This window comes from Lysinibacillus sp. S1 (genome assembly GCF_044986265.1).
GTDB lineage: Bacteria > Bacillota > Bacilli > Bacillales_A > Planococcaceae > Lysinibacillus > Lysinibacillus capsici.
On sequence record NZ_CP173154.1, the window covers coordinates 851,843 to 863,652 of the forward strand.

At 39.5% G+C, this 11,810-nt stretch carries 14 protein-coding genes; 3 read left to right on the forward strand and 11 right to left on the reverse strand.

What is annotated here, in order from left to right; translation table 11 throughout:
- Positions 1-5: 5 nt before the first annotated feature.
- From ACHZEU_RS04655 to ACHZEU_RS04690, 8 genes are all read right to left on the reverse strand, one after another.
- On the reverse strand, positions 6-557 hold the full coding sequence (locus tag ACHZEU_RS04655) for a biotin transporter BioY (protein ID WP_004229030.1): 552 nt from the start codon (positions 555-557) through the stop codon (positions 6-8).
- A 141-nt stretch (positions 558-698) separates the two neighbouring features.
- On the reverse strand, positions 699-1,361 hold the full coding sequence (locus ACHZEU_RS04660) for a TIGR04104 family putative zinc finger protein (protein WP_404804087.1): 663 nt from the start codon (positions 1,359-1,361) through the stop codon (positions 699-701).
- Positions 1,348-1,866, reverse strand: coding sequence for a sigma-70 family RNA polymerase sigma factor (locus ACHZEU_RS04665; RefSeq protein ID WP_103117878.1), 519 nt, complete (start codon positions 1,864-1,866; stop codon positions 1,348-1,350). The genes ACHZEU_RS04660 and ACHZEU_RS04665 overlap by 14 nt, the downstream gene beginning before the upstream one ends.
- 104 nt (positions 1,867-1,970) lie before the next feature.
- Positions 1,971-2,726, reverse strand: a complete 756-nt coding sequence (locus tag ACHZEU_RS04670) for an ABC transporter ATP-binding protein (RefSeq protein WP_404804088.1) — start codon at positions 2,724-2,726, stop codon at positions 1,971-1,973.
- Positions 2,727-2,731: 5 nt separating this feature from the next.
- Positions 2,732-5,050: an ABC transporter permease gene (locus ACHZEU_RS04675; protein ID WP_404804089.1), complete on the reverse strand. Its 2,319-nt coding sequence runs from the start codon at positions 5,048-5,050 to the stop codon at positions 2,732-2,734.
- Between the two features lie 56 nt (positions 5,051-5,106).
- Complete coding sequence (locus ACHZEU_RS04680; RefSeq protein WP_202341847.1) at positions 5,107-5,757, reverse strand: TetR/AcrR family transcriptional regulator; 651 nt, start codon at positions 5,755-5,757, stop codon at positions 5,107-5,109.
- Between the two features lie 118 nt (positions 5,758-5,875).
- The gene (locus ACHZEU_RS04685) at positions 5,876-6,097 is read right to left on the reverse strand and encodes a helix-turn-helix transcriptional regulator (protein WP_004229042.1); all 222 of its coding nucleotides are present in this window, start codon (positions 6,095-6,097) and stop codon (positions 5,876-5,878) included.
- A 10-nt stretch (positions 6,098-6,107) separates the two neighbouring features.
- Complete coding sequence (locus tag ACHZEU_RS04690) at positions 6,108-6,578, reverse strand: DUF2975 domain-containing protein (protein ID WP_048390401.1); 471 nt, start codon at positions 6,576-6,578, stop codon at positions 6,108-6,110.
- Positions 6,579-6,743: 165 nt separating this feature from the next.
- Between ACHZEU_RS04690 and ACHZEU_RS04695 the strand changes: the two genes are divergently transcribed.
- Entirely contained in the window at positions 6,744-7,292 is a 549-nt protein-coding gene (locus tag ACHZEU_RS04695; protein ID WP_131519866.1) for a GNAT family N-acetyltransferase, read from the forward strand.
- A 51-nt stretch (positions 7,293-7,343) separates the two neighbouring features.
- On the opposite strand, the gene ACHZEU_RS04700 is transcribed toward ACHZEU_RS04695, so the two are convergent.
- The 3 genes from ACHZEU_RS04700 to ACHZEU_RS04710 form a co-directional block, all read right to left on the reverse strand.
- Positions 7,344-8,792, reverse strand: coding sequence for a diguanylate cyclase domain-containing protein (locus tag ACHZEU_RS04700; RefSeq protein WP_404804090.1), 1,449 nt, complete (start codon positions 8,790-8,792; stop codon positions 7,344-7,346).
- A 221-nt stretch (positions 8,793-9,013) separates the two neighbouring features.
- Entirely contained in the window at positions 9,014-10,204 is a 1,191-nt protein-coding gene (locus tag ACHZEU_RS04705) for a hypothetical protein (protein WP_404804091.1), read from the reverse strand.
- A complete protein-coding gene (locus ACHZEU_RS04710; RefSeq protein WP_054550910.1) occupies positions 10,197-10,703 on the reverse strand; it encodes a sigma-70 family RNA polymerase sigma factor in 507 nt (168 codons plus the stop codon). The genes ACHZEU_RS04705 and ACHZEU_RS04710 overlap by 8 nt, the downstream gene beginning before the upstream one ends.
- Positions 10,704-10,826: 123 nt before the next feature.
- Here ACHZEU_RS04710 and ACHZEU_RS04715 point away from each other — a divergent pair, with 123 nt between their 5' ends.
- Complete coding sequence (locus ACHZEU_RS04715; RefSeq protein ID WP_404804092.1) at positions 10,827-11,252, forward strand: MerR family transcriptional regulator; 426 nt, start codon at positions 10,827-10,829, stop codon at positions 11,250-11,252.
- Positions 11,253-11,606 carry a DUF4260 domain-containing protein gene (locus ACHZEU_RS04720; protein ID WP_404804093.1) on the forward strand — a complete coding sequence of 118 codons (354 nt, stop codon included), beginning with the start codon at positions 11,253-11,255 and terminating at the stop codon, positions 11,604-11,606.
- Positions 11,607-11,810: the final 204 nt, after the last annotated feature.

An 11,810-nucleotide genomic window follows, 5' to 3' on the forward strand; every position in this document is an offset into this window, starting at 1 on the left:
ATGTCCTATGCTATTGCTTCAATTAAGTGCGCTCTTTCTAAGCGACGTCGAACGATCACACCAATCCATGCTGCAAGTACCGCTTTGACGATACCAACCACGATAAATGGTGCAACACCACCCATAAAGGCAGCTGTCCATGTATAATCTGCTACAATTTTTAACCACACTGTCCCAAACGCTAATGTAACAATCATCCCAATGATATTCGCAATAATAGCTTGAGTAAACGTAATACCAAATTTATCTAAGTATAAGCCCATAATAATGGCTGTGGCAAGGAAGCCTACAATATATCCACCTGTTGGACCAACTAAAATTCCTAGTCCACCTGACATACCGCTAAATACAGGTAAACCTGCTGCCCCTAGTAAAATATATAATAGAACAGATAACGTGCCTAATCTTGTCCCTAAAATCGTCACGATAATTCCAACCGCTAACGTTTGACCTGTAATCGGGATAAGTGGTAGTGGGATTGTTACCTGTGCTAAAACTGCGATTATTGCTGCCCCAAATGCTGCTAACACATATTGATATGTACTTCCTTTTTTCAATGTAAAAAGCCTCCCCTTGTGCGTTAACTAATAATAAAAATAAGTTAACACAAAGATAAAGCAAATGAAAACCATTGTCAATCTATTTTAGAATAAAAAAAGAAATTGCTAGATTAGCCTAGCAATTTCTTGCCAAAATCATTACCATAAAGGTTCATTCATCGGGTCTTTCTCTTGTAGCTTAAACACATATGGCGCAATTTGATAATGGTAGAAGAGCATGCCCACTAAAAAGAAAATGAGACCGATAACAAAATGATGGAAAACATGCTGTAGCATAATCAGCAGTGGCACTGGCATCGTCATTACACCACTGATTTGCATGGATTTTTTTGTGCGATATTGTTTTTGTCCACAATGAGGGCACACAATTTCACTATTTTTGCGATATAATTTACGTGCATCCTTCTCAGACCAACTCTCCCCACATTCAATACAAACAGGTAAACCATACCCCTTTTTCAATAGATAGCGTTTGACAATAAATGTAGCGCCTATAAAAATGCTCAGTAAAATCATTCCTCTTACATAATCCGAAGCAAATAGTGACCACCAATGCCAATTATCCGACTGTAGGCTAGCCGCCTGATGGCCTGAACTCTGTTGCCCCTTCTGTTGTGTCAGGATATAGCTAAAACCGATAACAAAAATAGTAAAGGTTGCGAACACGATGCGATACGTCCATTGACCATCTGCTTTACGTTGAACTTTTCGTCGTGCTTTCTCCGTGATTACCTGTTTGCGCTGCTGTGAGAGCTTGACATCTTGTAGCTCCTTTAATAGTTCCTCTTTAAATTGATTCATGGCGTAGCACCTCCCAATCAAAGTCACCCATTGCTGTTGCTAATTGTTTACGAGCTCGCTGTAATCTTGTGCGAATCGTTGCTTCCGGACATTGTACAAGCTGTGCAATTTCCACTGTCGACATCTCCTCAAAATAATACAAAATCAAGACCTCTCGATAGGCAACTGATAATGTAAACAATGCCTCTACCAGCTCTTTTTTTACAGTTTTCTCTAGCATCTCCTTTTCAGGTGTCATAGCTGTTGTGCGCCCCGTGATCTTTTCAAACAATGTCAGTCGTTTACTTTTCCAACTTCGTAAATAATCGTGACTTCGATTAACCGTCATTTTCACTAAATATGTACGTAAGGATGCTTCCTGACGAAACTGTCCCTGCTTTTGATAAAAGGCGATGAACACATCCTGCACGATGTCCTCCGCCGTTGCCTTATTTTTTACATATAGATAAGCGACCTTTAGTAAGTAATCACCGTGCTCCTCGATTATCTGTTCAATAGCCATCATTGCCCTCACCTACTTTCTACACTACTGACGGTCGCCATAACGAATGCGATTCATTTTATCAAAAAAAAATCCGTAATTTTTAAATCATTACGGATTTCTTCAAGCTAAATACCTATTTTTTGCATAGTAGAGACAACTTTGAGCATTCGATCGTCTAAATCGGCGCCTGTGAATCGAGGCAATCTCAATTCATTCACGATAGCACCATCAGACATAAAAAGGATACGCTCTGTTCTTGCGGCAATCTTTGGATCATGGGTCACAAGCATCACCGTTGTGCCTTCACTATTGATGGMGGCTAATAAATCCATGATTTCCTGAGCAGACGTTGAATTCAATGCGCCTGTGGGTTCATCTCCAAAGATCACCTGCGGGTTGCTAATCAAGGCCCGGCAGATGCCTGCCCGTTGAAGCTGCCCACCAGACACTTGTGTAATATCTCGCTTTGCCAAGTCTGCAATCCCCATTTTGTTCATGATCTGTAGTGCCCTTTCTGTCAAGGCCCTGACATTTTTTCGCTCATCACGCATCGCAGGTAACAGGATATTATCGAGGATATTTAAGCTTTTTAGAAAGGTCGGCTGCTGAAAGACAAAGCCCATTTTCGTTCTACGCAAATCAGCCAGTTCTTTGTCACTTAATGTCGTTAAGTCCATTCCATCAAAGATGACCTGACCTTGATCAATACTGTCCATTCCGCTAAGGGCATACAACAGTGTCGATTTACCACAGCCTGATGGGCCCATGATGGAAATAAACTCCCCTTGATTGATGGCAACTGATACATCCAGTAAAACGGGATGCTGTTCTTTGCCTACCTGAAACGTCTTTGCTATTTGCTCACCACTTACGATATTCATAGGTTCTACTCCTTTATATGCTCAATAATTTTTACCTGCCCTGCCCTTGACGTACCAAATAGCGTAGCTAGCAGAACAACGCTTGTAAGCGCTAGTGGGCAAAAAACATACGCTGCTAGTGGATTAATCATAAAATCAAAGGAAGCCGCCCCGAATGAGGCAATGACCGTACTAGTTAAATATTCACCTAACGTGTTTGCGAGCAACGTCCCCATCGAGATAGCAAGCAGTAATACAAAAATCGAACGTGCAGCATATTGTGTAGCTATATCGACATTCGTGAATCCCAATGCCTTCATGATAGCGATGGGCGCTTGATCCTTCGCAATCAGCATATTCATAAATAATAATGTCACGAGCACACACAGCAATAAGGCAATGACGAGTGCTGCACGAGCTGCCTTTTCGATGGCATGAATCGTCGTACCAAAAGTTTGATAAATATAATCATCAATACCTGACACTTTGGCAAATGAGAAGGTTTTTGCATATTCCGCCCTTTTATCTGCAACAAGAGATGGATCTGCCATCGTACTATAGACGACACTCCACATGCTATCCGTAGAATGGTCAGAGAAAGCTGCCTTCGCAGTCTTGCCTCCATTGGTAATATCTGAATAAATACCGCTGATCCTCAAATTTTTCTTCTGTCCATTAATGACCACTGCTAAACTATCGCCAACCTTTTTTTGAAGCTCCTCTGCATTGAGCACCGAAAGTGCCACTTCATTAGGAGCAACCGGAGCCTCTCCGTGTGCATATTCTAAGGGAAAAATCGTATGGTCACCCAGCTCTATTTTTAGGTTTTGCGCTGTTCCGTCCTCGGCAATCGTTGTGAATTTTTTTGTTGTCAAAACAGTATAATTCTTAATGGCTGTGTCATGCTCAAGCCTATCCTTCACCGCTGCCACCTGTTGTTCATTTTGCTTGCCTTGTGGGATATCAATTCGGATGTCACTGTTCCCAATACCCATATACGTAATAAAGCTTTTAGCTGCAATTGTGTTGTGTAAGTTTTGAGGGACGATGATAATAAATGTTGCCAATACTAATACTGCAAGCATTGTCGCATAAAGTGTTTTTCGTGATAGCACATCCTTTATGCCAAGGAAAAGATTAATCGGTAGCCTTTTATTGGCGCTGAGGTTCAATAATTTTGCATGTTGCCCTTTTCCTTGCATTGTGCCAAAGCGCAGAGCCTGCGTGGCTGATAGCTTGCGAAACTGTTTCAGTACCGATTGCACATAGCCCATAATCACGATAAACACGAGCAACAACCCCAGACCCGTGAACAACCAAATGAGTGAAACTTTGTCTGTTTCTCCCATGAACAGACGGATATTTTCTAATAGAATATCTCGAAGGAAGAAGGAACAGGCAAAACCGAGCATACAACCAATCACAGCTATAACGCCATATTTGGCTAGATACATTTTCTGAATATCTGCCACTCGTAGGCCAATTGCTTTCATCACACCGATTTCTCGAGTATCCTCTTCAATTTTAGTGAGCAATGTAAATCGAATACACATAAACGCAATAGCGACTACAAGGACACTGATGAGCAAGATAACAGCAATCATAAGCCCATCTGATATGGCATTCAGCATTTGAAAAAGCTTATAGGTAATGGTTGGTCCATTTGCTTCTAACCCTGCACTTGTATAGGCTTCTTCAAAATTCTTCAAATCCGCCAAATTTTTCAAACGAAACTCAATTAAATATTCAACTGTTCCCGCTTCCTGGATTGCTGCATAATCTTGTTCACTGACAAGAAAGCGTTTGGAGGAAGCCAGCATTGAGTTCATCTGTGAATCCCTTAGAAATCCTGCTATTGTAAAGGTTTGATCATGAACGATGACAGTATCCCCCAAGTCAGCGATGCCGTCCTTCCAATAGCTTACAGGTACATAAATATCACCATTTGCCACTTCAATCACATGACCATCAAGATCAAGTAAATAATCAAATTTCTCACTTTGTGTGCTGAAACCATTGTCCTGCACACTATGTGCCAAGGTGGTACCCGCAATATTGATCTTCGTGCCCTCCACATTTAGAAATTCATTCATTTGATATTCATCTACATATTTATTTTGCTCTGCAAATTCAGTCAGCCGCACTTGATCGATTTCCCCTGCATGCATCTGAAGAAAATGAGACGTTTCTGCTTGTTTCATCAGCGTGTCAATTGCACTTGTCAAATGGACAATAAGTACTGCTGATAGTGTGACAAGTAAAGCTGCTACCGCCACAAATAGCATGGTCATACCTGTAATTAGCTTGCTATTCGCCATATCATTTCGAACAATTTTCCAATACATAAGTCACCTCTTTGTATATTGTTAACCTCCATCAAACCTAACAAGACCTAAAAAACTTAGTTCGTACTGCCTTCTTCTTTATTTCCAAACATTTGCATCATATACAATAAGCTACCATTCTCCACCCCTAGCATTCGTTCAATATTAAAAATCAATGCCGGAATACGGGCAGCTCTTTCCTCATCTGTCATCAAGACGAGATCATCATCGAACACCGTATTGGTATAAGCAATAATCATTTCCATACACTCATAGGGATAAGGCGTTTGGTAAATACCTTGCTCAATGCCCTCACGAATAATGGCAGTGAGGATTGGTGGTACTTGATTGATGACCACTTGCTGTATTTTACGGTGCATCAAAGCATTTTGCGGCCTATGAACATGCTCCATCATTTCCTGTCCGCCCTGTTCATTTTGCATATTCAATGCCATGACAACGCGCAATATCCGCTCATTTACAGCTATAGTCTTGTCTGCTGCAACGTTTTTTGCCTTTGCTAGCATCGTGCTTGTATAACGCTCAATGAGCGCATCCATAATATCTTCCTTAGATTTAAAGTGATAATAGAGGGTGCCTCGAGCAATGCCTACTTTTTCCAAAATATTACTCGTACTAGTGCCATCAAATCCCTTCTGTGCAAATAATTCATCCGCTGCATCTAATATTTCATTTCTGCGTTCTTCCGCTTTTTTTATTTCTCTCATAAGACAACTCCTTATAATTGACCGACTGCCTGTCGATATATCTTTTCTTTATCCTAGCATAGGACTACTTCTGTTGGCAATAATTTCTTCAAAAAAAGAATCTGCTTTACGCAGATCCTTATTTTTGTAGTTCCTCGTTCTTCCGATATTCCAAAATATCGCCAGGCTGGCAATCCAATGCCTCACAAATAGCCTCTAATGTTGAAAAGCGGATGGCTTTGGCCTTGCCGTTTTTTAAAATCGAAAGGTTCGCCATCGTGATGCCAACTTTTTCTGAAAGCTCTGTGACACTCATTTTTCGTTTCGCCAGCATTACATCAATGTTAATGATCATTGCCATAGTATTCACCTCAAACCGTTAGATCATTTTCTGATTTGATATCGATGGCATTTTTTAGAAGCTTTTGCAGCACAGCAGCAAATACTGCCACGACAAAGGAAGCAAAAATAATGACCATTCCAATAAGTATAAGACCTGGGGCATCGTCTACTTCCGCAGCATAGTATATCAGTGGCATGCCAACCACGTAAACACTACTAATAATAATTGCACAATATTTGATCTTGATTAAAGCTTTGACAGACAGCTCTGAAAATGCAATGTTTTGGTCAATATAGCTTAATAGTTTGATCGTCGTAAATAGCGCAACAAAATAAGCAATAGCCGTTGCATAGACGCCAATTAAAGCAACAATGGTTAAAATGGGAGAATGCTCCACTGTATTCAAAGCAACACGAGGCACCACCCATACACATAAGGCAAGAACGGGTATACCTATTAGAAAAACAGCTATCTTTAAAAAGAGCGTTTCTCGTTTCATCTTACGCACCTCTTTTATTTATTCTCCTGTTTAATTTATCATATAGTTTATCGTTTTTCAATAAATTTTTATTCCAATTCAAGATGCGTTATAACACCCATTATTTGGTTTACTTTACTTTTTATTGTGCTATAATCAATCCAACCATTGAAAAGGGGGTATTCGATGATTTATTCGCCAACCGAAAAGACGATAGAAACGACACGTTTAATACTTCGACTTTTTACGAATGCAGATGCACAGGAAGTAAGTGTTTTATGTAACAATTATGCGATCTATAAAAGCACATTGAGTTTACCTTATCCTTATACATTAGAATGTGCATTATCATGGATTTCCACGCATCAACAAAACTTTGAGGAAAATCGAAGTTACGAATTTGCGATAACAGACAAACAAAGTGGACAATTATATGGAGCGATAGGACTGTCAAATCAATCCCAACATCAAAGAGGAGAAATCGCTTATTGGATTGGAGAGCCCTATTGGGGTAATGGCTACGGAACAGAGGCTGCTCAAGCGATGATTGAATTTGCCTTTCAGGTGAAACAGTATCATCGTATTTATGCCCGGTATTTCCAATCTAATCCCGCCTCTGGGAAAATTATGGAGAAATGTGGCATGCACTATGAGGGAACCTTAAAGGAGCATATTTATAAAAACGGGACTTTTGAAGATATTGTGTTTTATGGCTTGCTTAATCCATCACACTAGCAACACGTTTACGAAAGAGGCACTTTCCGCGTAGATATGCCTCTCTCTCTTTTAAATACCATTTCCCACATCGCAATAATGATTATAGTGCGTAATTTGGTTGCGGCCGTTACGCTTTGATTTATAGAGCGCTTCATCCGCATGCTGGATAAGCTCCTCTACTTTCTGAATTTTGCCATGATCATTCGTACTGACACCAATACTAAATTCCAACTGAACCGTTTGATTATTCACTGTTAGTGATAGTGCCGTTAAGGTTTGATACAGGTTGTCAGCCAATGTTTGCACGGACTCACCTTCCTTTACTTGACTCAACACAATGAATTCATCCCCACCAAAACGGGCAACAATGGACTCAAAGGGCTGAAAATAGTCCTGTAAAGTTTTGGCTGTATTCGTCAAAGCATCATCGCCAAATAAATGGCCATTCATGTCCTTGATTTCTTTAAAATGGTCTAAATCCACCATCATCAAGGCCAATTGCTGATGATTTTCAGTCGCCTTTTCGACCATCTTTTTGGCCTGTTCATCAAAATAGCGACGATTGTAAATATTCGTCAGAGGATCAATATAGGCATTTTTTTCAAACTGCTTCTTATGATCGTTATATTCCATTTCAAACAATACATGTGAATAGTTTTCACGCTGGATTTCTAACAAAATATTTATATATTCCTTTTGTATCGCACATAATACAATTTTATTGCCTTGCTCCTCAATTAGCTTCACTAAAGAATTATAAATTAGTTGAAGTAGAGAAAGGTCATTGTTTTGTAAAGCATAATGCTTTGTCTTTTGATATAAATCTATGGCCTCACTTATACGTCCCTGTCTTTCACACAGGAAGGCATAGGCATTGAGTACCTCAAGTTGTACTTTCGAATAGGGTGGATGATGAATCGTTGCCATTAATTCTTGCAATATCGTATTGGCTTCCTCAAATTCTTCAAGCCAAATAAGTGCAACAGCTAGGTTTGTCTTCGGATGGATAATCCCTGTATAAGGCTCTTTATGCTTTATTTCAAACGCATTCGCATAATATAAACTCTTTAAGGCAAATTCCTTAGCTGTCCGATAGCTTCCCATGGATATTTCTAAGTCGCTCAGATTGTTATAGATTTTCCCCATGCTCTCCACGTGCTGGATTGCTTCAGCAATTTTTAAGCCTTTCAGCATCAACTCTTCTGATTTCTTTAAATGACCAAATGTTCCCCAATAAATGGCTGCTAAATTGTAATATTGAATTAAATCAATATCGTTGCCATGTTGAAAGGTTAACTCACGATATTGTTCAAGGACACTTATAGAAAGCTGTAAATCACCCGTTTGAAAATAACTGGCACAGCTATAACGTAATAGAAGGATAGCCTTATCATACATTTCAAGCTTAATGGCACTTTCAATTGCGGCACTACTTATTTCTATATATTCTAAAAAACGATCCGCATTATATAACTCATTAAGCGTAATCCATAGTTCTTCAAATTCTTGTGCGTTCATACCGCCCCTCCTTTTCTTCATCCTTACTTCTTTAATACTACCTTTGACCTTAAAATATTACAATTCTTTGGACTCATTTATTTTTTCGACATTAAGTAATTCAGCCTAATAAAGAAAATCACTGTGTATTTTTTCCTACATTCAATTAAAGGTTATTTTAACATGGTACTTTCACTATAATTTTCCCCTAAACAAAAAACAAGCCTCTTTCAAGAGACTTGTTAAGATTCTTCTATGCCTAGGATGGCTATTAATGCCTTCGCTCTGTTGGCACTAAGGTGAATTTCTCCGCTTCCAGCCTTTTGGAGATAAATTGAACCGCCATAGCCCTTCCACATTTCAATACGGACGCCTTCTACTTCAAATGAATATTCGGGTGGCCTTTTCATATAATTTGCGGGCTGCCAAGGGATATCCTGTAAAAACTGAGCGACCTCTTTGTCATTTTCTAGCTCAAGCTTTTTTGTAATGGTTGGCTCTAGCTTTTCCAGTTTAGATAATAAACCATATTTTCTTACGACCCCGTTTTCCTCTATACTGCCTGTTCCCATAGAAGTTAAAGTAATATAATCCCCCTGCTTGACAGGAAAATCATCCAGCACAGGATACCAATTGGCCTGTTCATATTTTTCAGCAAGCTGTTCTTCCGTCATATGATCAAGGTCCTTGGGAATCACTCCTTCAATAAATAAGAAAACATTCGCTTCAACCTCTGCAACTGTTCCAACCATTGAAGAGCCATGTGAACTAGTCCGTATGACGATGTTATGCTCCTCTTGAAAGGCTTTTGCCTGATCAGTATAATGCGCTTGGAAATATCGTTTGGCATCAATATTGGCTACTTCTTGGTAAACATAAAAAGTTGGATATTTTTCTTTATAGAAGGCATAAAGCTTTGTTCGCGTTGTATACATCGGCAGTAGGGGCTCGAGATATGTTTCAACATACTGTTTCGGTGCTAATCCCTGAAATAGTGCTTCGTATTCAGATGCTTGATAAAGCATTTCCAACTGTTCTACCTGCTTCTTTCTCTCCGCCTCTAGCTCTGCCTTAGAATAATCAATCCCTAATGATTTCGCAAAATAGTAGGCGGCAACGAGCTTCTCATACGATAGATAGGCTTCCTCTTTATAAAATTCCTGCTCTTTCCCTGGCCACATTAGCCGATTAATACGTTCGAAATGCTCAAGCTGTCTTTCATGAAATAGTGAGGTTGTTTGCTCTGTTTCGTTCGTAAGAAGCTGCACCATCATAAACCCCACCACACAAAGTGTCAGTAGGATGGTTAATAGAGTGAAACGAAAAGGCTTCCTTCTATTGATAGACTGTTGTAGTACTTGTTTTTTGACTCGTTCTTTGCTTGCTGTCATATCACCAGCGACTTTGAGTAATTCCTTCTGTATCTCATTCATGTCTAAGCACCTCCCATTCCTCCTGCTTTAGATGAGGCTTTAATGCTTCTCTTGCCCGCTTCAGTCTTGTTTTCACCGTATTCTCCGCAATGCCAAGTAGCTGGGCAATATCACGAATTTTCATTTCTTCAAAATAATAAAGGATAATAGGCTCCCGATAGGTAAGTGAAAGCTTTAAAATAGCTGCCCCAATGTGAGACCGTTCCTCTGCTGCCACGAGCTCATCTCGTTGTCTATTCCCCTGAATAGGAGATATTTTTTCTTGTAATAGTAATTTCTTATAATGCCAGCTTTTTAAATAATCCTTGCTTTGATTAATCGTTAGAGTGGATAAATACGCACGCAACTGCCCGCGTTCTTCATAACCACGCTGAGAAAATTTAATAAAGACCTCTTGCACAATATCCTCTGCGGTTTGTCGGTTTTTTACATAAAAATAGGCGAGACGTAATAAATGTGCTGCATGTTCTTCGATCATTTCCTCAAGTATGCCGTCCACCTCCCCTTCTTACACTATAAACGACTGCCACTGAATGACCGTTTCATTTTTTTAAATTTTTTCCTCAAGCACCTTGACCTTGGAGCATACTCCAATGTTAGGATGAATTTAGGAGGTACTTACATGAAAATTAAACAATTCGCCGAGAAATTTCAATTAACAACTGATACCGTTCGCTACTATGAAAAAGAGGGACTCTTACAGCCGCAAAAACAAGACAATGGCTACCGTGTGTATGATGCCATGTGTGAACATACAATGAAATTTATTATCGTTTTACGTCAGCTAGGCTTTACGCTTCAAGAAATTAAACATTTACTGACACTCGAACAAAAGCCTATTTCAACAGCATGTAATGAAGAAACGGTACAGCTATTTTCCACAAAGATTGCCCAAATTGAGCAGCAACTACGATTCTATCAGCATGCGCTTCATTCGTTACAATTGACAAAAACATTAATGGCTGACGGACAATTTGAAGAAAATCGAGAAAAAATTGCCTTACTCATTGAGGATATGTATCAAAATTTACTGGAAGGTCGTGGTTAAATGTCACTACGTAAAATCATCTCAATCGAATATATCCTTGCTTTCATCATCATAGCTTTTTTCTATGGTCATCTAAATTTTCCATGGCTTTATTTTATTGTGTTTTTATTGCTCCCAGACATCACCATGGTTGGCTATCTCATCAATACAAAAATAGGCGCTCTTTTCTATAATATGGGGCATAGTTTTGTGCTACCTGCCGTGTTGATGGTGATTGGTTTACTAACGACTACATCAATACCTCTGATGGCTGCCCTGATTTGGCTCGCACATATTTTCTTAGATCGCGCACTTGGCTATGGTTTAAAATATGATGACGCTTTTAAGAAGACACATTTACAGCAGATTGCGTAATGAGGAGGAAAGTATGGCTAGCCATTTAACACTGCGATTTTTAGTAGAAATGGGGTAGAAAAATCTCCTAATTAAATGCTCTCTTGGGGTGGGATTACCATTATTCATCATTGGAATATGGAGTTGCTCTCTTTAAGCTAGCTGTTCTTGTTTTGTATGAAACAGGCAGAACACTAATTACAAGCATGGTCATTTTCAGTCAAC

Excerpts from the sequence above, each read along its gene's own strand:
- ACHZEU_RS04660 (WP_404804087.1), bottom strand. The coding sequence starts at position 1,361 with ATGAATCAATTTAAAGAGGAACTATTAAAGGAGCTACAAGATGTCAAG.
- ACHZEU_RS04665 (WP_103117878.1), bottom strand. The coding sequence starts at position 1,866 with ATGATGGCTATTGAACAGATAATCGAGGAGCACGGTGATTACTTACTA.
- ACHZEU_RS04675 (WP_404804089.1), bottom strand. The coding sequence starts at position 5,050 with ATGTATTGGAAAATTGTTCGAAATGATATGGCGAATAGCAAGCTAATT.
- ACHZEU_RS04680 (WP_202341847.1), bottom strand. The coding sequence starts at position 5,757 with ATGAGAGAAATAAAAAAAGCGGAAGAACGCAGAAATGAAATATTAGAT.
- ACHZEU_RS04685 (WP_004229042.1), bottom strand. The coding sequence starts at position 6,097 with ATGGCAATGATCATTAACATTGATGTAATGCTGGCGAAACGAAAAATG.
- ACHZEU_RS04690 (WP_048390401.1), bottom strand. The coding sequence starts at position 6,578 with ATGAAACGAGAAACGCTCTTTTTAAAGATAGCTGTTTTTCTAATAGGT.
- ACHZEU_RS04695 (WP_131519866.1), top strand. The coding sequence starts at position 6,744 with ATGATTTATTCGCCAACCGAAAAGACGATAGAAACGACACGTTTAATA.
- ACHZEU_RS04700 (WP_404804090.1), bottom strand. The coding sequence starts at position 8,792 with ATGAACGCACAAGAATTTGAAGAACTATGGATTACGCTTAATGAGTTA.
- ACHZEU_RS04705 (WP_404804091.1), bottom strand. The coding sequence starts at position 10,204 with ATGAATGAGATACAGAAGGAATTACTCAAAGTCGCTGGTGATATGACA.
- ACHZEU_RS04715 (WP_404804092.1), top strand. The coding sequence starts at position 10,827 with ATGAAAATTAAACAATTCGCCGAGAAATTTCAATTAACAACTGATACC.
- ACHZEU_RS04720 (WP_404804093.1), top strand. The coding sequence starts at position 11,253 with ATGTCACTACGTAAAATCATCTCAATCGAATATATCCTTGCTTTCATC.